Here is a 23,271-nt window from a genome sequence, read left to right as displayed (position 1 = left end):
CTCATAGAGTTATAATTTTATCTGATTTGCTTATAGGTATTCCAGCTTACAGCAAGATGTCCGATAGCAAAAACTACAGCAGCTGCAGCAAAGAGAAGAGAGCCTATCCATACTGCAAGCAGACTAAAGTAAAGAACCGGGAACATGGCCATAGGTAAAGAGAGCGGTCCTAATGGTTTGAATAACATGCTGAATGTTCTGCCGGACCGGTAGTAGCGCAGCCAGCACATATAGTAGAAGATTAAGCAGATTAACATTAACCACCCTAAAGAAGATACGGGCTGTATAGCGATTTTCTGGCCGAACAGGATGGGTAAAGTAAAGCAGGAAATCTGACCAGCCCGTTCCAGCGCATTAAAGATTACAGGCGCAGCTGTGAGTGATGGCGGGACATTGCGCGGAGCGAAGAAGATGAACAGCAGATTCGGCAGCAAAATTAAAAGAGGCAGAATAAAACCTATGAAATGCAGTCCCATTGTCAGGCTCCGTTCTACTTTGAAATATTGACTTAAAAATAGCGCAAAGGGCTGCAGGCTGTCAAAGCATTCTGTCACTGCTGTTAAAATAAGCAAAGCAAAGAAAGAGTACTCCACCTGCCAAAGGGGCTGGTAAGAGTACTCTTCTCTATTTATCGGGGGCGGCTGTGCAGGCTTGTCCGCTGCTTAAGGAAGCTTGTTGCCGGCAGCGCGGTAAATTTCATACCATTCCTGACGGGTCAGGGTAATGTCAGAAGCTTTGGCAATATCAAGCAGGCGCTGAGTGTTGGTTGTACCGACAATCGGCTGCATACCGGCAGGGTGTCTTAACAGCCAGGCGATGGCGATAGCCGTGTCAGTGACCTCTTTTTCAGCTGCGAGACGGTTAATTACTTCATTCAGCCCAGGGAACTTGTCGTTGCCCAGGAATACCCCTTCAAAGAAACCGTACTGGAACGGGGACCAGGGCTGGATGGTCATGTCGTGCAGGCGGCTGTACTCCAGAATGCCTCCATCATGCACTACGGATGCAGAGTTGGTCATATTCACATTGAAGCCGGCATCAATCATTCCGGAGACCATGATGCTAAGCTGCAACTGGTTGAAGAGCAGAGGCTGTTTTACATTCTTTTTGAGCAGCTCGATTTGCAGCGGGTTCAGGTTGCTGACGCCGAAGTGTTTGACCATACCCTTTTGCTCGAGATAATCAAAGGCTTCAGCCACCTCCTCAGGCTCCATCAGAGTGTCCGGGCGGTGCAGCAGCAATACATCAACATAATCGGTCTTCAGGCGCTTCAGGCTCTTCTCAACCGACTCTACAATGTGCTCTTTGGAAAAGTCGAAGAACCCGTCACGGATTCCGCATTTGGTCTGAACCAGCAGTTTGTCGCGCATACCGGGGCTTGCTGCTACAACATCTCCGAATACTTCTTCAGCTTTACCTCCGGCGTATATATCTGCATGGTCAAAAAAGTCAATTCCCGCCTCTAAGGCACTGTGAATATGCACATCCGCCTCTTTCGGGGAAAGCTCGGCAATCCGCATACATCCAAGTGAAATTTGTGCTACCTCAAGCTGGCTGCTGCCTGCTTTAATTTTTTTTACCACTTTGCGTTCACTCCTCGTTTGTAAGGTTCCTGGTTTAGTGTAGACCTTAGAGTTAAGTGTAAGTCAACAGGTTTTTGAAGCGCTTTTAATTGTACTTAAATGGTGTTACTTTAGAGAAGGGCCGTAGCCATACGGCAGAAGGGAGCAGCAATCATGGGATACAGCATCAAAACCATATCACAAAAAAGCGGACTGAGCCAATATACGCTGCGTTATTACGAAAGAGAGGGTGTACTGCCTGAGGTAGCCCGGGACGAGCACGGAAACCGTTGCTTCCACGATGAGGATCTGGAGCTGATTTCGTTAATTTGCTGTCTGAAGGATACCGGTATGCCGATTGCCGACATTAAGCAGTTCATCTCGCTCTCCAAAGAGGGACATAGCTCACTCTCTGAGCAGCGGAGGCTGCTGCAGCAGCATAAGGTGCATATTGATGAGAAGATTAAATTCTTTCAGACGTTTGCAGAGAAGGTGGAGCATAAGATTGCTTATTTTGCTTCGCTGGAGGAGCAGGCAGAGACCGAAAATAATGAAGCATAGAAGTGATGAATGTCGCTGATATCCATGTGAATAAAATGGGAAATGCCCTTTTTGTTAGGTAATATGACATATAAAATGGCTTTTTAATGACGAACTGCTGAAGTGTCTTGACGATAATCCCTCTGATGATATGATTAGGGTAATTAAGAAAGCAAATCCGAGATTGTCGCGTTACTAAACATAACATTTTGGCGAATAACTTTCTTGGATTGATTAACAGAATAAGCTCTTGTATAAGCTCATTAATCCGGTTTGAGCGTTTCGACCAGGCAACCGTAAATTGCCCCAGGCTACAAGAGGTGCGGGAAAGAAATATTGTTCTATGTGCGGCTATTGCGGCTGCGTGTGAATGGTGTCTGCCCTGTGCCTTTTGTAACCTGGGGTTTATTTGTCGTGTGCGGAACTGAATCTAAATTCAAAAGAAGAGGTGCGTATTCATGAGTTATGATCTGATTATTAAAAATGCCAGCATTCCGCAAGGCGACAGACAGGTACTGACAGACATTCTGGTGAACAATGGTGTGATTGTGGGCTTTGCGAAGGATTTTGAGAGGGATGCGGCCGAGATTATTGATGCCGGGGGCAAGCTGGTGCTGCCGGGTGTTATTGATTCGCATACGCATTTTAATGATCCGGGGTTTACGCACCGTGAGGATTTCGTGACCGGAACAAGCAGCGCCGCAGCCGGCGGGGTAACGATGATTGTAGATATGCCTTGCTGCAGTGTGCCGTCAGTACGTTCAGCGGATAACCTGTTCAACAAGCTGAATGCACTGGAAGGCAAGGGAATTGTCGATTATGCGATGTGGGGCGGGATTACCGGTGAGGACGTACGCAACAATGTGCTGCCTGAGATTATCAGTCAGCAGATTGCAAATGGAGTAGTTGCCTTTAAAGTATATATGACGCCGTCCGTGCCGAGTTACCCGCGTGTGACCGATCCGGAGATGCTGGAGGCATTTGCTGCTGTATCTCCTACCGGGCTGCCAATTGGTATCCATGCTGAAAACTTTGCCATCTGTGATTATTTTACTAACAAGCTGAAGGGTGAAGGACGTATGGATTACCCGGCTTGGGCAGAAGCGCGTATGGCGCTCGCTGAGAAAGCCGCAATTCAGCTGGGTATCAGCTTTGCTGAGGAGACAGGTGCCAGGCTGCATATCGTGCATATGAGCACGGGGGCCGGCAACGAGCTGATCCGTGAAGCCAAGCTCAAGGGAACCAAGGTGACGGCGGAATCCTGTCCGCACTACCTGACGCTGAATGCGGTAGATGCGATGACCGAGTTCGGTACGTTCGCCAAGATCGCGCCGCCGCTGCGTACTGCAAAGGATAATGAAGTGCTGTGGCAGGGGCTGGCAGACGGAACAATTGACTTCATGGCTACTGACCATGCCCCGTATGAAATTGCCACTGAGAAGGATGCGCCGGGGATGGATGTCTGGACTTCTTTTCCGGGAATCCCGGGGGTAGAGACACTGGTGCCGATTATGATCAGCGAAGGCTACAATAAAGGCAGACTGAGTCTCTCCCGGCTGGTAGAGCTGCTCTGCACCAATCCGGCAATCCATTACGGCCTGTATCCGAAAAAAGGGGCGCTGGAGATCGGTACTGACGCTGACTTCACCATTGTGGATCTGGAGAAGGAATGGACGCTGGATAAGGATCAGATGCACTGCAAGCCGAAATATACGCCGTTCCATGGTATGAAGCTAAAAGGCAAGGTGGATAAAACGATTGTGCGCGGTACGCTGGTCTACGATGATGCACTGGGTGTTGTCGGTAAGCCGGGCCATGGTGAATATGTGAAGCGCCAGACGATCAGTGAGCTTCCGCGCCTGCTGAAATACTAAACCGAAGGGAACGTGATTCATATGGGAAAACACGCAATTGTAGTTATAGATATGCTAAATGATTTTATTCATCCGGACGGGGCGCTGACTTGTCCAAACGGAGCGGGGATCGTACCGGCGCTGCAGGACCTGATTGCGTTCAGCCATGAAAATGAGATCCAGGTGATCTTCGTGCAGGAAGCGCACCGCAAAAACGATGCTGACTTCCGCGTCCGCCCGGTTCACGCCATCAAAGGCAGCTGGGGTTCGGATTTCATCGCCGAGCTTACACCGGATGAGTCAAAGGGCGACTATGTGGTGCAAAAGAGACGCCACAGCGCGTTCAGCTATACGGATATGGACCTGTTCCTGCGGGAAGAGGGCATCGACACGGTAGCTGTTACCGGGGTATGGACCAATGTCTGTGTCCGCTCGACAGCGTCAGATGCGATGTACCATACGTATAAAGTTGTCTGCATCAGCGACTGCTGCGCTTCCAAGGATGAGGAGATGCATCTGTCGGGGCTGCGCGACATCGGGATTTTTGGCGAAGTGGTAACGCTGGAGCAGTATAAAGAAAAGTATGCGGTGGTAAAGGGCTAAGCGGGTTAGCAGGTCTCCTGTGCGATTGTTAGGCGGATGGGGATCCGCGACTGCTGGCCAATAAAGGGGCTGTAAGTCCGGTAGAACCAGATTGACCGGGCCAGAGCCCACTGGCTGTACTCAGAATAAACGGCAGTTTGCGTATGCTGCTTGCGGGTGCTGCCATTAAGCAGTCTGTGAGCTGCAAATAATGGCCTATATAGTACACAACAAATAACAGTCCCTGTATTGCCGGGTATGCTTCTGGTTATACAGGGGCTGCTGTCTGCATTAATCGTGTGATTGGCCGATGATCAGGCTGTGATTAGCTGCTTTTACTAGAGTAGGTGGAATTTCGCCACTTAATTCTTCGTCAAACAACGGATTTAGAATAGTACTGGGAAAAAGTCCACTTAAATGTCCCTGATATGCCTCTAAAGGGGCATATGGACCGGATTAGATGACGTTTGTCCACCTAATCATCGTAAATATTGATAAAATATGGGATTAGGTGGAGGGAATCAACCTAATTGTTGAAATGCTCTAAGGGACAACTACCTGTGGTGTTATAACGCCTATTATCGCGCGCGCACACTGCTCAAGAGAACCGCTGCCGGTACTGGCGCGGCGAAATCCCCTCCAGCTTCATGAAGCTGGAGCTGAAGTAGGGCGCCTGATTGAAGCCGACCTCCTCGGCGATCCGGGCAATCGGGAAGCTGGTCTGCATCAGCAGCAGCTTGCTCTGCTCGATCCGGTAGCGGAGCAGGTATTCCATCGGAGGGCAGCCGTACTCCTGATTCATGCAGCGGGCAATGTAGACCGGATGGAAGTTGAGGCAGTCGCCCAGCATACCGGTTGTAATCTCCTCGCGGTAATGGGCGCGGAGGAAGGAGGCCGCCTGCTCCGCGCAGGCGGTGGACTGGGACGCGGACCGTTCGCGGTGCACGGAGGCGGAGAGCTGCTGCAGTACCTCCTGGAACAGCATCTGCTGCTTGAAGCGGACGGCATCCAGGTGGGCGTTGACCTTAAGGAGCTCGAGATGGGCGAGCAGTTCCTCCATCCGGGCCGGCTGCAGCAGCGTCATATACTGCGACAGCCGGAGGCTGAAGGTACGTGCGTTATACAAGCTGTAATGGGCAGACTCCTCCGTGGTATCCCGTTCACGGGGAGCTTCCGCATGACAGCTTACAGAACACCACGGACCCGGGGTCTGAAAATGGAGCCAGTAGTAGGAGCCGTCCTCCCGGCAATCTGCGGTCCCGTAATGATGGCAGTCCGGGCGGAGAATCAGTGCCTCGCCGGCCTGCACTTCATACTTTCGGTCTTCTTCTCCGAGATAGAGGCAGCCCTCGCGGACGACCAGCAGATCGAAGACATTAATATTATGGCGGTTCACATGGCGGAAGCCCTGCGGATAATTCGTAAGTCCACTGATAATGTAATGCGGCAGCGGCGGGCTGGAAAATTGAAGCAGACTCATATCATCCTCCTGCAGATCAGGTTTAGAAATTGAAAGTTTAGGTTGGGAATTTGCTACATTTCCCGTAGTATATCACCTATAATTTACTCCTAGCAAGGTAATCTGCAGGCAGGTTACAAGGGCGCTATCCAAGAGGGCAGCAGGATGAGGGGGAGTTCAATTAGTGAAACCCAACGTAAAACTAAAGACAGGAAATGTGGGACTCTGGGTGCTGGCCTGGCCGATATTTATTGAAATTTTTCTGCAGACGCTGCTGGGAACCGTGGATACCATTATGGTCAGCCGCATTTCGGACGATGCGGTAGCGGTCGTCGGGATATCGAATCAGCTGTTCGGGGCGCTGACCACATTGTTCACCACCTTTGCCGGCGGGGCTGGCATTCTGATTGCCCAGCGGCTCGGTTCGGGACGGCAGGAGGATGCGCGTGTAATCGCAATAATGGGGGTTACAGCAAGCACGGTGCTGGGGCTTATCGTCAGCGTGGTTATGTTTCTGTTCGCGGACCCTATCGGCGGAGCGCTGAATATATCCGGAGAGCTGATTCCGCTCGCCCATGTCTATCTGACCTATGTCGGCGGCGGGTTATTTCTGGTAGGACTGACCGCTTCTCTGGGCTCTGCAATCCGGAATACAGGCAATACCCGGGGGCCGATGTATACGGGGGTCGCAGTTAATGTGATCCACATAATTCTGAACTATATTTTTATCTTTGGTATGTTCGGACTGCCGCAGCTGGGACTTGGCGGAATCGCCATTTCCAATGTAATCAGCCGAGGGCTTGGCGCGATAGTTCTGCTGGTGATGTTCTGCGGCGCCTTTGAACGCAGAATCCGGCTGCGGGACTTCGCTGCCTTTAAGCGGAAGCTGTTCGGGGAGATTGTGAAGATCAGTTGGCCGCTGGGCCTGAATTCCTCAGCCTGGGTGGTTTCACAGCTGGCTATTTACTCTTTTCTGGCTATGCTCGGGGCAAAAGAGCTGGCGGCACGCACCTATCTGAATACGCTGGAATCGTTCTGCTTCACGCTGGGTTATGCAGTAGCGATGGCAGGACAGATCCGGATTGCCACTTTGTTCGGTGCAGCCCAGCTGTCCGAGGTCTACCGCAGCGCGTTCCGGACGCTTTATATCGGGCTGGCGATTGTCAGTGCGAATGTTGTGCTGCTGTTCGCATTTGGCAAGTCTCTGCTTGGTATGTTCACGGTGGACGGGGAGATTATCTCGATTGGTGTGACGCTACTGGCGCTGAATCTGCTGCTGCAGCCCTTCAAAATGCTCAACATGGCCATGGGCAATGCGCTTAACGCGATTGGCGACACGCGCTATACGATGACGATCTCCATAATCTGCATGACCACTATTGGAATCGGAGGTTCATATCTCCTCGGCATCAGCTGGGGCTGGGGTCTGGTAGGTATCTACTGCTGCATGATCGCCGATGAAGCGGCGAGAGGGCTGCTGGTATTGCGGCGTTGGCGCGGGCGGAAGGTGCTGTATGCATCAGAACGACAGGATGGGGATCAGCAGGCTGTCCAGTGCAAGGCAGCAGAGGCTTCTTTTTAAAATGTAAATTCGGATACTTCACCCCGGTGCTCTCTTCTGCGGAAGAGGTGCCGGGGCTTTTTGGCGTGCGTATATAGGCCGTTATCCTGTGATCCTTCACAAAAGTTGTAAAAGTTCACCCGCGGAACCGCAACATAATACAGGAATACCCTGAAGCGCTACTATCCGGGCGGACGGGGCTTTTCTATACTTGGGTCATATACAGGCATAGGAGAGTGAGGGCTTTGAGACAGCGCACACGCAAGACAGCAATACCGCTGGCGATAGAGCTTCCTTTAAAGGGAGGCGCTCCTGCAGCTTCACCGCCGGGGGCTGGCATCATAAAGAAGAAAAAGAAAGGTTTTCTGCACGAGCTGATGCATAACCGGGTACTGTTCCTGATGCTGCTTCCGGCACTGCTGTTTTTCCTGATCAATTCGTATTTTCCGATGATAGGCGTCTATTACGCGTTCACCCAGTTTGACTTCAACGTAGGGCTGTTCGATGCACCATTCGTCGGCTTCAAGAACTTCGAGTTCTTATGGAAATCCGGCACGCTGGTCAAGCTAACCCTGAATACAATCGGCTACAATCTGGCTTTTATCCTGCTCGGCAACGTTCTGGCCATAGTCTGTGCGATCCTGCTCAGCGAACTGCGCGTTAAATGGTTCAAAAAGCTGACCCAGTCGATCATGTTCCTTCCATACTTTGTATCCTTCGTTATCCTGAGTGTTATCGTCTACAACGTATTCAATTATGATAGCGGTTTCCTAAACACGCTGCTGGCCAGATTCGGTGCGGGTCCGGTCGATGTGTACAATAAGCCGCTGGTGTGGATCTTCCTGATCATTCTCTTTTATCTGTGGAAAAATCTCGGCTACAGCATGGTTATCTACCTGGCAGCCATTACCGGAATCAGCGACGAATATTATGAGGCGGCCAAAATCGACGGTGCGCATATTTTCCAGCGGATCTGGTATATCACGGTGCCGATGCTGAAATCGACCTTCGTTGTGCTGCTGCTGTTCTCGCTCGGCAGTATTATGAAGGGGCAGTTTGACCTCTTTTACCAGCTGATCGGCAATAACGGGGTGCTGTACAATACGACGGATATTCTGGACACCTATGTGTTCCGTTCACTTAAGGTAACGTTTGATATCGGGATGGCGACAGCAGCGGGTCTGTATCAATCCCTGTTCGGCTTCATTCTGATCATGACGGTCAATTACATTATCCGCAAAATAAACGATGACTACGCGCTGTTCTAGGAGGGGAGAAGGAGTATGCATATTAAAGACGATTATTATACAAGGCTGCTGCAGGGATTGGCGTATGCGGTCATTATCCTCGGCTCGCTGGCCTGCCTGATACCGTTCCTGCTGATTATATCCGCCTCCCTGACAGCCAATGAGTCGATTATTAAGGATGGCTATCATCTGATCCCGGCGGAGTTTTCGCTGGAGGGCTACAAAACGGTGTTCACCTTCCCGGATGAGGTGCTGCGGGCTTACGGGGTTACGCTGTTCACGACGGTGACTGGTACGCTGACAGGGCTGTTTTTTATGACAATGGCCGGGTATGTGCTGGCACGTAAGGATTTTAAATACCGTAATACGTTCTCCTTCTATATCTACTTTACGACGCTGTTCGGCGGGGGGCTGGTGCCCTGGTACATCATGATTACCAAATACCTGCACCTGACGGATTCTTATGGGGCGCTGATTTTTCCGGGACTGATGACCCCGTTCCTGATTATTCTGATGAAAAACTTCATCCGTTCGGCGGTTCCCGAGGAGCTGTTCGAATCGGCCAAAATCGACGGGGCCGGCGATTTCCGGATTTACTGGCGCATTGTGCTCCAGCTGTCGATGCCCGGTATTGCCACGGTGGGCCTGTTCCTCGCTCTGGCGTACTGGAATGACTGGTTCTCCTCCTCACTGTTCATCAATGATCCGCATAAATATCAGCTGCAGTTCCATCTGTACAATGTAATCAACTCCGCGGCGTTTATCGCCAATATGGGGGCGGGCACCGGGGTCAGCCTGGGCAGTGACCTGCCGACAGAATCCACCAAGATGGCCATGGCCATTGTGGTTACCGGACCGATTCTGTTCCTGTACCCGTTCATTCAGCGGTATTTCGTAAAAGGCTTGACGATCGGGGCTGTAAAAGGTTAGAACCGAATAGTAGAGCATGCTATCAAAGGGTGCCTGTTGTCCGGCTGACATAGCAATAAGTTTTGTCCGAAGTGACTCAAGGGTGTGTATGCTAAACAAAACGAGGCATATGCTTCCGAAGCAAGTTTTGTTCGAAGTGACTCAAGGGTGTGTATGCTAAACAAAACTAGGCATATGCTTCCGAAGCGAGTTTTGTCCGAAGTGACTCAAGGGTGTGTATGCTAAACAAAACTTTTAGGAGGGTTCATAATGACAAAGAAAGCAGGCCGAAGATCTCTGGTTACGCTTACAACGGCGGCGCTGGCCTTATCGCTCCTTGCAGGCTGCGGGGGCAATAACAATGGCGGTAACAGCGCAAACGGGGCAAACAGCGGAGAAGGCGGCAACGCAGGTACTCCTGCGGCAACAGAGAACGCCAGTACAGCAGCCCCGGCAGAGACCGGAATCGATACGTCGAAGAAAGTGGAGCTCCAGTTCTATATGCTTGGGGATGCGCCGAAGGATCTTCCGGTCATTCAAGATGAGATCAACAAAATGGCGCAGGAAGAGCTGAACGCCACCGTCAAATTCAACTACACCAGTTGGACGGACTGGGATCAGAAATATAAGCTGCTGCTCTCCTCCGGGCAGGCGATTGATCTGATTTTTACAGCGGACTGGACCCAATATCAGTCGTATGCAAAACGCGGCGCTTTCCTGGCAATAGACGACCTGCTGCCTAAGGCTGCCCCTGAGCTGCAAACGTTCGTCCCGAAATCAATGTGGGAGGATGTAAAGGTTGACGGCAAAATTTACACGGTACCTGCGACTTATAAGGAGTATGTGACCAACGGCTTTGTGTACCGCGAGGATCTGCGCAAGAAATATGATCTGCCGGTGCCCAAGGATCTGGCCAGCTATGAGGCGTACATGGACGGCATTGTCGCGAACGAGCCGGATCTGATGCCAATGTCCCTGAACAGCGATATCGGCAATAATCTCCATTACATTTATACGGAGCTTAACAAAATGGTCGGTGCACTCCCTTACGGAATGGGCGTAAAATATGATTCCCCTACCACGGTCTATACCTACTGGGGCTCCGATGAGCAAAAAGAAGAGCTGAAAACGATGAAGCGCTGGGCGGACAAAGGCTTTATCCCTAAAAACGTGCTGAACATCAAGGACACGATGCAGGACCCGATTACTTCCGGCAAAGCGGCCAGCATGTTCGGGGATAACCCGACCCGCTATAACGACATGAAAATGAAGATTAGTACGACCCATCCCGAGTGGGAGCTGGCGTATTCCCCGTTTGGTCTGACCACCGGCTATGCTACGCCTGTGCATCCGATTCATAACGGCTTTGCGATTCCGAAGAGCAGCAAGAACCCGGAACGTGCACTGGCCTTCTATGAAAAGCTGGTACTCGACAAGCGTTACAACCTGCTGACGCAGTACGGTATTGAGGGCAAGAACTACACCGTCGAAAACGGCTATTACAAGCTGGTCGGCACCAGCACCAGCAACGGCTTCTCCCGCGAAGGAATGAACGGCTGGGCCTGGCGGAATCCGGAATATATGCTGTTTGACCAGGGCTTCGACGGGGTGAAGGCCATCTTTGATGAGCTGGATAAAATCCAGAAGCCGGATCTGTTCCTCGGCTTTGCGGAGGACTACTCCTCCTACCAGGCGGAAAAAGCGGCGCTTGAGCAGGTTGAGAAGCAGTACCTCTTCCCGCTGCAGGCCGGGCTTGTAGAGGATATCGACAAGGGCCTGGACACCTTCCTGCAGAAGGCTAAACAAGCCGGGCTGGAAAAGATCCAGACGGAGTGGACGAAGCAGTGGAACGCTTATGTGGCGGAGAAAGGTATTAAATAGTGGAGGATGCCCCGGAGGCCAATGGCTTTTGGGGCTTTTTTGTTGCTGGGTGCGTGCGGGATTATTGCTTAAGCGGTCGCTCCGAAAAAAGAATGTTGTTCCACCCGCTGTTGTGTCCAGATTTTCTGATTATACCTTGGCGGTAAAAATCCGGACACAAAGGCGGCCGCTGCCGCTGTTCCACAATCATTCTATTTTCTCCGCTGCTTTAAGCGTGGAATGACCAGCACAACCCGAACCAGCACAGCCCGTCAGCCAGCGGCCTCCGGGGCAGGGAGAGGGGAGCAGCAGGAAAAGCCAGCCTCCGGCAGATATGGAGGCTGGCTTTAGGAAAGTTGGTTTAGCTGGGGAGGAGGGAGCTTAGTTGGAGATGGTATGAGGTGCGGCAGAAGGTGAGCAGAAAATAGTGTATCGAAAGGAAAAGGACGATGTAAGAGAAGCATCGGGACGCTGTAAGGACAGCTTAGAAATAGGACAAGGGCAAGGACAAGGGCAAGGGCAAGGGCAAGGACAAGGGCAAGGGCAAGGACAAGGACAAGGACAAGGACAAGAGCAAGAGAGGGCAGCTCAACGACAGCAAGGAGGCAGACAATTAGATGCTACGGTTACTATTGGGGGCTGGCCCAGATTAGATGTACCATCCCCCGCCAGTGGCTCTCCAACTTGTTGATGGTGAGGCCGGATTCACGAACCAAACCTAAGATGTCACGGGTATGATGGCAGCCGTAGATCCGGTAGAGCAGAGGGTTGAGCGCTCTGAGGCCCAAGGCAAGGGCCGGGCTCTCGCTGATTCCATGCTCCATAAGCAGGATCTGCCCGCCGGGTCTGCACCAGCGGCTGAGGTGTTCCAGTACAGGAAGCGGACGGGCATAGCTGCAAAAGGATAATGTAGACACAATGGTATCAAACGAATGATCAGGGAAGCTTAGCTCTTCTATGTCTGAGCGGATGAGGGTAGTATCAATCTGATACTGCTCCGCTGAACGTCTGGCCTTCGCGAGCATCGCCGCGCTGAAATCTGCAGCGGTAAGCTGTATGCCCGGAGGATAGTACGGGAAATTAGCACCTGCGCCTACCGCCAGCTCAAGGACCTCGCCCTTGGCATGGCTTATCAGCTGTCGGCGCCAGCGTATCTGCCGGGCATCTTCTCTTTGGCTGTCGTACCGGGCAGCCTGCTTGTCGAAGATGCGGATCAGCTTCTGCTTTTCCACTTGCCGGTCACCTCGTTCCAAGTATTAGTTGCATTTATAAAGAAGCAGGTTAGGACTAACACCTGTTCAAGCCAGCCTCATTATGCATTTTTAGAGCGCCGGTAATCGTTAGGTGTCGTGCCGAAGCTGCGCTTGAACATCCGGTGCAGGTAGGAGCTGCTGGTGAAGCCGCAGCGCTCGGCGATAACGGTTACCGGCAGATCGGTATTTTCCAGCAGGCTGCATACCTCGCGCATCCGCACCTCCAGGATCACATCGACGATGCTGTTCAGGGTCTGCTGCTTGTAGAGGCGGCTGATATAGATTGGCGACATATCCAGCTCATCGGCAATCTGGTTGAGGCTGAGATTCGGCTCTCTGTAGTTATCCTCAATTTTTTGGTTGATGAGGCGGATCAGGTCATGCTGTTTGGCATTTTTTTTCTCGGACAGCTGCTCACGCATTTCACTGAATACGGCGGAGAAGGCCTCTTCCAGCTCTGTGACCGTTTCGATTGAATCCAGAGCAGGCAGTGCCGGCGTCCCGTCAATCTGCAGGCGATTGCGTTTCTGGACGGTGCTGATGATTTCTTTTATCGTCACACTAAGTCTCGACACTGCTAATTGCACAGTATGGAAGGGGTAGCCCTGCGTTTCCCGGATAATCGAGCTGAAATGCTCGCTGGCTTCTTCCACTTTACCGGACATGAGCGCATCGGCGAGACGTTTTTCTTTTTCCGTCGGATAGTGGTACGTATGGGTCTGCAGCACATTAATGGATTGTGCGCTGATAATACAGCCGTGTCCATAGAACAGCCGGTGGTTCGACGCATCTTTTACCTGCTTGTAGAGCTGGTGCAGCTGCTGGGCATTCCGGTCGATATGGCTGTAGGTGAGCGTAAGGCTGATTTTGAGATAATCGGAGCAGGCCTGCTGAAGCTGACGCAGCAGCGTTTCGATCAGCCCGGTGTCGGTATATTCGCTCGGGTCAACGATGTTCAGCAGCACAAGGATACCGTCATCATTCATATCCACGGTTTCGACCCGGTAGGTCGTGCCGCAGATCTCCGAAGCAATGTTCATAATCGCAAATTTGTAGGCCAGCAGGTAGGAGGAGCGCTCATCACGCAGCTCTTTATAATTATCAATACGCAGCAGGATCATCCGGTAGTCATCATTAAAAGTAAAATGGATGCCAAGCTGTCTCAGCTTCTCCATCTGCTGGATCGACTGCAGCGGCTTCAGGCCGAGCACAAGATCGCGCATTGTATTCTGCCTGATCATGAACATGCTGTCCCGTTTCTCAGACTCCAGAATATTCATTTCCTTGACAATCCGGCTGATCGGCAAATATAGCGTCCTGGAGGTAAGCCAGGATAATCCGAACCCCCCAACAAGAATAAGGGCGGCGATCAGCAGAGTGGCATTGCGGATGCTGTCCGTCTGCCTGGTGATGATGTCATACGGCGTGATGCGGACATACTGCCAGCTCAGGGCATCCGGTGCGGTATAGGAGATCAGGGAGTTAACTCCTGCGAATTTTCCGATAAAATAGCCCTCAGCATCGCCCTTAATCTGCTGCTTCACCCACAGTGCTTCTTCAGGTGCGAGCTCCTGCTGCTCCAGGCTGTTGCCGGACAGGAAGGTTCCATTGTCAGACAAAATAAAGGTAGCGCTTTCAGAATCTTCCGGTGTGTTAATCTCCTTGTTGATCCAGGGTGCGGAGATATTCACAATGACTGCTGAATTAATTGAACGGTTCCAGCCGATGGCATCATAGCACAGGAAGGTATAGGCCCTGACCTGATCATTCTCCTTGGCGCCGTTCGAATAGACGCGGGGTATCGGAGTGAAGGGCTTATATTCCTTATAATGGTTCAAAATATCGAGAATCCCGGTATCCACCAGCTCCCGCTCGGTATACACACCGTTCTGGCCTTGGGAGGAGGCGATGTAGATTCTTGCGCTTTTTGGATTGTAGACATAGATGGACTCAATGTAAGGCATGGAGCTTAAGTAATTCCCGAGCTCGGACATGGCGGCGGTGACGTCGTAGATGTCGGGCTTGTCGTAGAGGACGATTTTGGAGATGGTGCTGTTGCGGTAGATTTGAAAGGACAGGGATTGTGCAGCCTCGTTCATATTCACAACCTCTTTGCTGGTCTGGGTGAGATTGCTGAGGTCGGAGCGGAAGGCCTGGGTCTTTTCGACGCCGATGTAATAGTTGTAATAAATGATGGTGGAGGCAAGGAAGGTCAAGGATACGCAAAGTGTCATGCTGACTAATATCCGGCTGTACAGTGCTCTCCGGTTGCCGAGCTTGTTCAGTCTCATTGTCATCCCCCTGAATTCATTCTGTGTACAGGCAGCTTGGCCTGGTTCTGTATTGTTCACAGTATAAGTATAAGCTTCACAGGGTGAACAGAACAGTGCAGCAAGCTGACAACCTTGCACAAACCGGAATTCCGGGGGAGTGAACAAAAGTGATATTCCTGTACATATGCGACTATATTGCTGAACTTAAGAATGGAGTCAGGCGGATTCTTAAGTTCACTCTGTATTCAACCAGTAATCTGCATCAGCAGCGGAGTGACCTTGAATCCATTGACCGGAGCCAGATCCTGCGAGCAGGAGGAGAGGGCGACTATGACATCCGTCAGAGCGAGGAGGGCAACATAATCACCGGGCTTTGAGAGCGGTTCTTCAATGACATAGTCGAGATTATCGTCCAGCTTATTGTTCATGAACCAGTTGATCGGATCGGGCAGCTCCCGGTTCCCCAGGCCATATTGCTGCAGTGCCTTCTGGAGGTTATCATGACAGTTCGGATGCTCATCCTGCCCGAAATCCACCTTGTAGCGGTAATAGTCACATGCCGGAAAAAAGAAATCATGCCGTCCCACCGTATCCTGAGTCAGCTGCATCAGCGGCTGCCGGCAGTTGCTGTACAGGCCGTCGCCTATTTTGAGCCGGATACTGCTGAGTGAGGCCCGCATATGAACAGGGGAGACATGCTCATCATGATCGGCAGCATTGAAGCAGACAAAATCACCGACCTGCTTGCCCTCCACATCAATGATATAGAGCGTCTGGCCTTTGCGGACCCTTGCGCTTCTGCCCTCATAGGCCGGTACCACGATTTCCTCGATTAATGTTCCGTTTCTCATATGATTCACCTGCTTCATTATTTATTCAATGAATACTGCGACGGCCCGGATGGGGGAGCCGGTGCCTTTACGGATTTTGAGCGGGAGCCCGAAGTAGAGGAAGCGCTTCTGCGCGATCTGGTCGAGGTTGCACAGGTTCTCGGTGTTGGTCAGCTTGTATTCTCGGCAGATCAGATGCCCGGCAAAGGTAGTATCCAGCGGATTATCAATCGAGGGTGCATCTATCCCGATATTGACGACACCTTGCTGCGCCAGCCATTCGGCCGCACCGTAATCCAGCCCGGTATAGCGGGTCAGCCATTCGTCTGTGCCATACGCACGTTTGTAATGGCCGGTATAGAGCAGCACGATATCGCCTTTGTCGAGGTGAAGGTAACCTTTGCTTAGCGCCTGCTCCAGATCACTACGTGTAATATAGGCATCCGGAGAGATGTGCGAAAGGTCCAGGCAGACAGCCGGGCCGTAAAAATACTCCAGCGGCATCTCATCGATTGTAGCCCCCTGCGGATCATATTCATAAATGGCGTCGCTATGGGTCGGGCCGTGCTCGTTGATAAGCAGGTTATTAGTGGCGAACTCGAAGCCGAGCTTCCGCCTGCTCTCCTCATGGCTCATGTTGGGGAAAATCATCGTCTTCTGATGCGGCGGAAACACCGGCATTCCCTGATAAATTTCCTGGGACAGATCAACTACCTGGATACCCATGGAAGAGGCCTCCTTTTGTATGTTATAGCAAAAGCAATGAGCCTGACCGGCTGGTGCTGGCGTTGAATTGCTGGCTCGTGTTGGAACAACCGTGGAAAAAGGTTGAATTGCTGCTTAATAGTGACGGTAAACACGGAAGATACCGGTGTTGATGTTGATTAGACCAGCGGCGGCAGAACGGTGAACGCGTCTGCATCGATTAGGCCGATGTCAGTGATTTTCCAAGCGGGACTTGTGACAAGGGAGAGGAAGGAGAGGTGCATGAACGGCACATGCAGCGTGCAGCCCAGCTCCTCCCGTGCTAGGCGGTGCAGCTCAGCGATTCGTGCGCTCATCTCTTTGCCGGTCAGCTCGTCGGTCATCAGGCCGCCGATCCGCAGCGGCAGATCACCGACCACCTTGCCGCCTTCAATCATTGCGATCCCGCCGTCCATGGCAATAACCCGGTTGACTGCAGTTACCATATCAGCGTAATTGGTGCCGGTGACAATGATGTTGTGGGTGTCGTGGGCCACACTTTCGGCGATGGCTCCAGCCTTCAGCTTCATGCCGCGGACAAAGGTTTTGCCGATCTTGCCGCTGCGGCCGTGCCGCTCGACGACAAGCAGGGGCAGGAGGTCATTATCAACCGATGGCTGAACGATACCGTCTATGACCGGGGCGGTATAGATGCCGGCTCCGGTCAGATTCTGGTCCGGGATCACCTCAATGGTACGGACCCGGACACTGCCGTTCGCTCCGCCGGAGGAGAACTGCAGGTCTGTAAGCTTCACCGGTTTCCGCTTGACCGACTTTTTGACGGATTCAGGGTAGATGTAGGACGGAATATCACGGGTCAGCTCACCGTTCTCGGCTAGCTTGACTCCGCCGATATATACCTGTGAAACGGTCATCCGGGCCAGATCGCTGATGACGGCGATATCGGCTTTTTTGCCGGGAGCAAGCAGTCCGATATCCTGGAAGCCAAAGTGGGTGGCCGGATTGATCGTCACCATCTGGATTGCCTCAACCGGATCGATGCCTACAGCGATTGTCCGGCGGACGATATCGTTCATATGGCCGTATTTGAGCAGGTCCTCGGGAACCATGTCGTCTGAGACGAGAATCGCGCGCCTGGAGTCCATTCCTTCCTCGGTAATCGCACGGATGCATTCGGCCATGTTGCGCTGAGAGGAGCCTTCACGCATGAACACGCTGACCCCGTAGCGCAGCTTCTCCATCATTTCTTCCTTGGTCGTTGTCTCGTGACAGGAGACATGGCCTCCGCCGCAGATAATATGGGCCGCCAGTTCCGGGCCGTACAGGCCGGGGGCGTTGCCTTCGATGGTTTTGCCGATGGATTTGGCGTAAGAGACAGAAGCCAGCAGATCATCTATCAGATAAGGTGCGTTATTGTACACCGGATGTACGTTGCTGAAGCCCTGCAGCTCACCGATGCCCTGCACGTAATCATCGTTCAGCAGGTCCTGCATATCCTTGGAGGTGATATCTGCGCCTGCTGTTTCCAGGCCGGGCACATCGGGAGTGAGGCAGGGAACGGTAAACAGAACACGGTTGGGCAGGGTGCGCGCCTCATCAATCATTGCCTTCATGCCGGGCACGCCCAGCACGTTGCCGATTTCATGCGGGTCAGCCACTAAAGTGGTAGTTCCCGTGGGAATGGACAGCTTGGAGAATTCCGTTACCGTCAGCATTGCGCTCTCAAAATGCATGTGGGAATCGATGAAGCCGGGACTTATAAACTTGCCGCTCACGTCTTCGACAACTGTAGCAGGCCCGATAAGCTTATCGGCCTGACCGACCAGCAGAATCCGGTCACCTTTAATGGCAACATCGCCGGGATAAATCTCCCGGGTAATGACGTTGATAATGAAGCCGCCCTTCAGCACCAGGTCGGCATAAGCGCTGCCGGAGAGCAGCACATCAATCATCCGACGGCGCTGGATGGCATCTTTTAACTCAGTAGTGATCATCTGTTATACACCTCCTGGCTTAGCGCAATCGATACTGTCCACGATTCCGACAATTGCAGCATCCACCGGGGCATTCGGCTGCTGTGCTGCTCTTGAGGCCACGCTGCCAATCGCATAAATAATCGTCTCGCCGATTCCCGCGCCTACGGTATCGACGGCGATGATGGGTTGGCCAGCCTGTGTTAGATCCGGTAGTATCGGCTGAACGATCAGCAGCTTGGCGCCGATGAGATTGTCGTCTTTTCTCGTTGCAACGACATGCCCCGTAATGATTCCCAGCTTCATGTGCTTGTCACCTCGTATGCTTGATAAAGTCATAAATGAATTAGCCGTCTGCTGCCCGATTTCAAAGGGACTCAATAAATGATTTCTATACCGTATTGTCTGGCGAGATCAGCGGCAAGCGGAGTAACTACGGCCGGGGCGGACAGTCTGATCGACATTCGGCCAAGCTTTGCAGCGTCCTGGATGTCCTCGGCGGTAAGTACCTGCTTATGCAGCCGTGACTGGACAGAAGTTATCCAATGGTTCACCTGATCCGGCTCCAGCAGGGTTATGCCGAAGTCTTCGAGCGTTGCGAGCTTCCTCTTCAGTTCGTCCTTTAGCCGCGGAGGGGCATGCAGAAGACCCTGCTCTCCCCAGCGGTAATGTCCCGGATTAGCTCCAAGTGTTAGTGCGCCGACTGGCTTGCCGGCACACACGAAGCGGATAATCTGCTCCACATAGGGATCGCTTGCATCCAGCGCAGATAAGCGGGATATCAGAGGCAATGAGAGAACCGGAAGAAACAGAAGATCGGCAGCTTCCGGTGTGAGTAAGCGGAGGGCGGCTGGAACGGTGATATCATCAATCCCTGTTTTTGCCGCAAGCTGCTGAATGGAAATGTCCCGGAGCAGCGGTTCATCTGCGGCAAGCTTTAACCTCATCCTGAAATGGTCCAGCTGCCGGATGGCGGTATAGCCCTCCTCCATGCTGATGAAATGGCCGGTCAGCAGAATCAGGACACGGGGAAAGTCCCGATTCAGCTCCTGCTCCCTGGACCGGTATGCCAGGCTGAGCAGGGTATTGGCTGCAACCGTACTATGCCGGCTGTCCATAGCCTTGGTTATTCAATGCCCTTGGACAGAAGGGCGCGTTCAACCTCGCTGTGCGGGCGCGGAATGACATGCACCGACACTAGCTCCCCGACACGCTTGGCAGCGGCAGCGCCTGCATCGGTCGCGGCTTTTACTGCACCGACATCGCCCCGGACCATTACGGTTACGAGACCGAAGCCGATTTTTTCATAGCCGCAAATCTCGACGTTCGCCGCCTTAACCATTGCATCGGCTGCTTCAATTGCGCCTACCAGACCTTTTGTTTCGATCAAGCCAAGTGATTCTCCCATATGAATAACCTCCGTTAAATTTAATTTTGGGTTTAAGAGCTTTTAATTTAGACTCTAGTCCGGTGAGCCTGAAGAAAGATCTGCATCCAGCGCTGACTGATCCGGTGTAGCAGCTTCTTCAGCGGATGGCTGCGGTTGCGGGATGGCAGCAGATGCAGCTGGAGCGGGAGCACCGGCAGACGGGGCGCTATTATCATCAGGCAATAGGTAATTGCCAAGAATCCTGCCGGTCACATCACTGTGCGTCTTGGCAATGACATGGGCGGACACCACGGTGCCAACCCGCCGGCCCTCTGCTTTGCCGGCTTCAACAGATGCGGTTACAGCAGCAACATCGCCGCTGAAATGCAGGGTGACACCCAGTGATCCGCCGACTCCAATGATCTTCTCGACGGCTACGAGCCGCACATCTGCTGCTTTGAGTGCGGCATCTGCCGCTGAGACAGCGGTGGTATAACCCAGCGCTTCAATTAAACCAAGTGCTTGCATGAAAGGAGCCTCCTTGTTCATTGATCTGCCATGCGTCAGCGGCTAAGCTTATCCGCGCGGAGCAGACAAGCCGGCGAGTCCGCTGGCAGCTGCAGCCATCTGCCCGGCGGAACCGGTGAGAATGCAGCAGCCGCGCTCCATGCTCAGGCGTAAGCCTGAGTGCGGATTGCGCTGCAGCCACTGCTCCGCGATACCGATGCTGTTCCAGCGGGATGAGCCGGCCACTACGGCAACGGCTTCCTGCGGACCGCCGCCAAAGTAGCGGCGCAGCAGCTGGCCTGGTTCCCGGCTGATCCAGATCCGGACGGCTGAACCGGCATCGTGCTGCATCCGGGCGGTGAGCTGTTTAAGCTTATCCGCGACCCGTTCTTGATCCTGGCCGAACAGCTTAAGCTCAAAGCCGCCGCCGTCCGCACTCCAGCTGATATCGGCCTCCAGGCCGGAGTCCTGCGGGAGCAGCTCGTCGGCGGCGAACAGCTGGCCCGGCTGGCAGGAAGGAGCGCTGATAATCCCGGCTGTGCTGTAATCCCTTGCCGAGCTGCCAAGCAGCGGGCGGAGATCGTCGCGGATGCGGGGGAACAGCCAGACATCCATATCCGCGGCAGGGAGGCGGACAGGCTCCAGCGGGTCCTGTGCATCTGCCGGGGCGGAGGATCGTGCGGGCGCGCTGTCCGGCGAGCTGTTGTTCAGCTGCTCCGGACGGGTTAATGTGCGCTGAAGCAGCGGAGACAGGTACTGTTCTGCGAATTGGCGAGGCGGGGCCGCTTGCGCCGGGAGGGCCGGCGACCCTAATGCAGCTGCTGCCGGAAAGGCTAAGTCAGCTGCCGGCCGCGAAGGTCCCGCAGCTCCAGCGGCTCGGGCAATACTGGCGCCGCCCGCGGGCCGCTGCTGCACATTGCCGACAGCGGAAGCCGCATCGGCAGTAATGGAGGCCAGCCGTTTGGCCGCTTGCTCCTTCTGGTAATTGGTCCGTTTAAGCGGAAGTGTCAGCTCCGGCTTAGGGCAATTTCCTGGGGTGGAGCAGGTATGCATGCAGTTTTTTTTGCTGCCGGCAGTGCAGCCAGCAGCAGACGCATCAGGTGTAGCTGATGTAGCAGACGTAGCAGGTGTAGCTGATGTAGCAGGCGTGGCAGATGTAGCAGGTGTAGCTGATGTAGCAGACGTAGCAGGTGTAGCTGATGTGGCAGGCGTAGCAGGTGTAGCTGATGTGGCAGGCGTAGCAGACAAAGCAAATTTAGCAGATGTAGCAGAACTTGCTTGAGCGGGAGCCGGGGTACGGTTCCGCTGCAGTACTTCGGCCACAACATCTTTCATGAAACTGGACAAGGGTAATCACCTCCCTGATGACTTGAATACTGCTTGCAGGTTAAAGGAGCATTCTGGCGAGATCGGCATGCGGGCGGGGGATGACATTAGATGACACGAGCTGCCCGCCGGTTTTTGGGTAAGCAGCCAGGCCGGCCTCAACAGCGGCAGTTACCGCCGCGACATCCCCTTCGACGATAACGGTAATCAGGCCGGAGCCGACCCGCTTGAAGCCGGCCATCCGCACATTGGCGGTCTTGCACATGGCATCCAGCGCTTCCAGCGCCGGGGTCAGGCCTCGCGTTTCAATTAAGCCGATAGCTTGCATGATCCACCTCCTATAAGTATTGCAGGCGGTACTAACGCCTGAAGGTTAAGCCTGACAATTAGCCTGCTAGGATAAGAAGGAGGCGGAAGGTACGATGAGATGATCTAAGATTCTCCGGATCGGTGAGTACGCAGTATTTAGTTGGATTTCCGCCATGTAATTCTTCTGATTCCCAGAATTTCTAATGATTAGTTCGATAAAAGCAGTTTAATTTCGACTATAAGCCTCTAATAGGGGTAACACAGGATAATTAAGTGGAGTTTTTACTACTAATGCTGCCTATCCGGGATATTTCCAGGAAATAGGTGGAGTAATTCCACTTAATTCAACAGGTAATGCACTGTGGAGCTATTTTTGTAAAATGCAATTTAACGTTAGCTCGGGTACTCAGCGTCAAATCACCGTAACCAAGTAGCTCCTCAACATTCAGCATCAATTACCGTAACTAAGTAGCTCCTCAACGCTCGGCATCAACTACCGTAACCAAGTAGCTCCTCAACATTCAGCATCAATTACCGTAACTAAGTAGCTTCTCAACACTCAGCATCAATTACCGTAACTAAGTAGCTCCTCAACACTCAGCATCAATTACCGTAACTAAGTAGCTCCTCACCGCTGAGCAACCAATCACCGTAACCAAGTAGCTCCTCAACACTCAGCATCAATTACCGTAACTAAGTACCTCCCGACACTCAGCATCAAATCACCGCAACTAAGTAGCTCCTCACCGCTGAGCAACCAATCACCGTAACTAAGTAGCTCCCGACACTCAGCATCAAGTCATCGCAACTCAACAGTCCCTCACGGCTTAGCCATCAAACTTCAGCATAATTGCACTCCATACAACTAAAAGGCCGTTTTTTTCGCTCCACGCCGCTTTAAGTGTATTGCGTACAACTAAACTGGCGTGAAAGGCTTGTTTTAGCTAAATCGAGTACTTTTAGTTGTATGAAATACAGCTTCACTGCAGCTATTCCCGCAAAAGGAGAGGCTGCAAACAAGGTGTTAATTCTAGTAAGGAGTCACTGTCAACCAGGCGTCGATACTAAGAGTGTTGTTCGCTCCATGCAATCCCCAAAGTGGCAGATATCCAGCTGCCCGTAGTACAGGAGATCCAGCCTGATTCCTGCAAAT

Annotated in this window: 22 protein-coding genes and 1 riboswitch; of the genes, 8 read left to right on the top strand and 14 right to left on the bottom strand. The window is 52.6% G+C overall.

The features are described from left to right. Nucleotides 1–17: 17 nt before the first annotated feature. Nucleotides 18–572, bottom strand: a complete 555-nt coding sequence (locus BN3772_RS02405; protein WP_157643528.1) for a hypothetical protein — start codon at nt 570–572, stop codon at nt 18–20. 90 nt (nt 573–662) lie between these two features. Further along, on the bottom strand, nt 663–1,583 hold the full coding sequence (locus BN3772_RS02400; RefSeq protein WP_280114371.1) for an aldo/keto reductase: 921 nt from the start codon (nt 1,581–1,583) through the stop codon (nt 663–665). Nucleotides 1,584–1,736: 153 nt separating this feature from the next. On the opposite strand from BN3772_RS02400, the gene BN3772_RS02395 reads away from it, so the two are divergent. From BN3772_RS02395 to BN3772_RS02385, 3 genes are all read left to right on the top strand, one after another. Beyond that, complete coding sequence (locus BN3772_RS02395; protein ID WP_042196257.1) at nt 1,737–2,123, top strand: MerR family transcriptional regulator; 387 nt, start codon at nt 1,737–1,739, stop codon at nt 2,121–2,123. A gap of 209 nt (nt 2,124–2,332) precedes the next feature. After that, a riboswitch (purine riboswitch) is annotated at nt 2,333–2,436 on the top strand. A gap of 124 nt (nt 2,437–2,560) precedes the next feature. Continuing rightward, nucleotides 2,561–3,976, top strand: coding sequence for an allantoinase AllB (gene allB / locus BN3772_RS02390; RefSeq protein WP_042196255.1), 1,416 nt, complete (start codon nt 2,561–2,563; stop codon nt 3,974–3,976). A 21-nt stretch (nt 3,977–3,997) separates the two neighbouring features. Beyond that, nucleotides 3,998–4,558, top strand: coding sequence for a cysteine hydrolase family protein (locus tag BN3772_RS02385; protein ID WP_042180774.1), 561 nt, complete (start codon nt 3,998–4,000; stop codon nt 4,556–4,558). 577 nt (nt 4,559–5,135) lie between these two features. On the opposite strand, the gene BN3772_RS02380 is transcribed toward BN3772_RS02385, so the two are convergent. Then, on the bottom strand, nt 5,136–6,017 hold the full coding sequence (locus BN3772_RS02380) for an AraC family transcriptional regulator (RefSeq protein ID WP_042196253.1): 882 nt from the start codon (nt 6,015–6,017) through the stop codon (nt 5,136–5,138). A gap of 163 nt (nt 6,018–6,180) precedes the next feature. Between BN3772_RS02380 and BN3772_RS02375 the strand changes: the two genes are divergently transcribed. The 4 genes from BN3772_RS02375 (at nt 6,181) to BN3772_RS02360 (ending at nt 11,594) form a co-directional block, all read left to right on the top strand. Beyond that, on the top strand, nt 6,181–7,578 hold the full coding sequence (locus tag BN3772_RS02375) for an MATE family efflux transporter (RefSeq protein WP_244444659.1): 1,398 nt from the start codon (nt 6,181–6,183) through the stop codon (nt 7,576–7,578). 356 nt (nt 7,579–7,934) lie between these two features. Next, the gene (locus BN3772_RS02370) at nt 7,935–8,825 is read left to right on the top strand and encodes an ABC transporter permease (protein ID WP_244444664.1); all 891 of its coding nucleotides are present in this window, start codon (nt 7,935–7,937) and stop codon (nt 8,823–8,825) included. Between the two features lie 15 nt (nt 8,826–8,840). Then, a complete protein-coding gene (locus BN3772_RS02365; RefSeq protein ID WP_042196252.1) occupies nt 8,841–9,734 on the top strand; it encodes a carbohydrate ABC transporter permease in 894 nt (297 codons plus the stop codon). Between the two features lie 249 nt (nt 9,735–9,983). Next, the gene (locus BN3772_RS02360) at nt 9,984–11,594 is read left to right on the top strand and encodes an extracellular solute-binding protein (protein ID WP_042196249.1); all 1,611 of its coding nucleotides are present in this window, start codon (nt 9,984–9,986) and stop codon (nt 11,592–11,594) included. A gap of 608 nt (nt 11,595–12,202) precedes the next feature. Here BN3772_RS02360 and BN3772_RS02350 read toward each other — a convergent pair. The 10 genes from BN3772_RS02350 to BN3772_RS02305 form a co-directional block, all read right to left on the bottom strand. Then, nucleotides 12,203–12,805 (bottom strand): class I SAM-dependent methyltransferase, encoded by a 603-nt coding sequence (locus BN3772_RS02350; protein WP_042196247.1) that lies wholly within the window; start codon nt 12,803–12,805, stop codon nt 12,203–12,205. Nucleotides 12,806–12,885: 80 nt separating this feature from the next. Beyond that, entirely contained in the window at nt 12,886–15,117 is a 2,232-nt protein-coding gene (locus tag BN3772_RS02345) for a helix-turn-helix transcriptional regulator (RefSeq protein WP_042196245.1), read from the bottom strand. 227 nt (nt 15,118–15,344) lie between these two features. Further along, nucleotides 15,345–15,950: a DUF1989 domain-containing protein gene (locus BN3772_RS02340; protein ID WP_244444658.1), complete on the bottom strand. Its 606-nt coding sequence runs from the start codon at nt 15,948–15,950 to the stop codon at nt 15,345–15,347. 21 nt (nt 15,951–15,971) lie between these two features. After that, the gene (locus BN3772_RS02335; protein ID WP_042196238.1) at nt 15,972–16,655 is read right to left on the bottom strand and encodes a cyclase family protein; all 684 of its coding nucleotides are present in this window, start codon (nt 16,653–16,655) and stop codon (nt 15,972–15,974) included. Between the two features lie 158 nt (nt 16,656–16,813). Continuing rightward, nucleotides 16,814–18,628 (bottom strand): adenine deaminase, encoded by a 1,815-nt coding sequence (locus BN3772_RS02330; RefSeq protein WP_042196235.1) that lies wholly within the window; start codon nt 18,626–18,628, stop codon nt 16,814–16,816. Between the two features lie 3 nt (nt 18,629–18,631). Beyond that, nucleotides 18,632–18,913: a EutN/CcmL family microcompartment protein gene (locus BN3772_RS02325; protein ID WP_042196232.1), complete on the bottom strand. Its 282-nt coding sequence runs from the start codon at nt 18,911–18,913 to the stop codon at nt 18,632–18,634. A 71-nt stretch (nt 18,914–18,984) separates the two neighbouring features. Continuing rightward, entirely contained in the window at nt 18,985–19,725 is a 741-nt protein-coding gene (locus tag BN3772_RS02320; protein ID WP_042196230.1) for a hypothetical protein, read from the bottom strand. A gap of 8 nt (nt 19,726–19,733) precedes the next feature. Further along, a complete protein-coding gene (locus BN3772_RS02315; RefSeq protein WP_019908484.1) occupies nt 19,734–20,015 on the bottom strand; it encodes a BMC domain-containing protein in 282 nt (93 codons plus the stop codon). 54 nt (nt 20,016–20,069) lie between these two features. Beyond that, nucleotides 20,070–20,504, bottom strand: a complete 435-nt coding sequence (locus BN3772_RS31675; protein ID WP_086074356.1) for a BMC domain-containing protein — start codon at nt 20,502–20,504, stop codon at nt 20,070–20,072. Nucleotides 20,505–20,552: 48 nt separating this feature from the next. Further along, entirely contained in the window at nt 20,553–21,536 is a 984-nt protein-coding gene (locus BN3772_RS02305; protein ID WP_042196227.1) for a hypothetical protein, read from the bottom strand. Here BN3772_RS02305 and BN3772_RS30490 point away from each other — a divergent pair. Then, a complete protein-coding gene (locus BN3772_RS30490; protein WP_052380340.1) occupies nt 21,535–21,765 on the top strand; it encodes a hypothetical protein in 231 nt (76 codons plus the stop codon). The two genes, BN3772_RS02305 and BN3772_RS30490, sit on opposite strands and share 2 nt — an antisense overlap. 105 nt (nt 21,766–21,870) lie before the next feature. Here the strand turns inward: BN3772_RS30490 and BN3772_RS02300 are convergent, their stop codons facing one another. Continuing rightward, complete coding sequence (locus BN3772_RS02300) at nt 21,871–22,140, bottom strand: BMC domain-containing protein (protein ID WP_197071538.1); 270 nt, start codon at nt 22,138–22,140, stop codon at nt 21,871–21,873. Nucleotides 22,141–23,271: the final 1,131 nt, after the last annotated feature.

The sequence above is a fragment of the Paenibacillus camerounensis genome, assembly GCF_000723885.1.
Lineage (GTDB): Bacteria > Bacillota > Bacilli > Paenibacillales > Paenibacillaceae > Paenibacillus_AQ > Paenibacillus_AQ camerounensis.
This window is presented reverse-complemented; position numbering and strand designations above follow the sequence as displayed.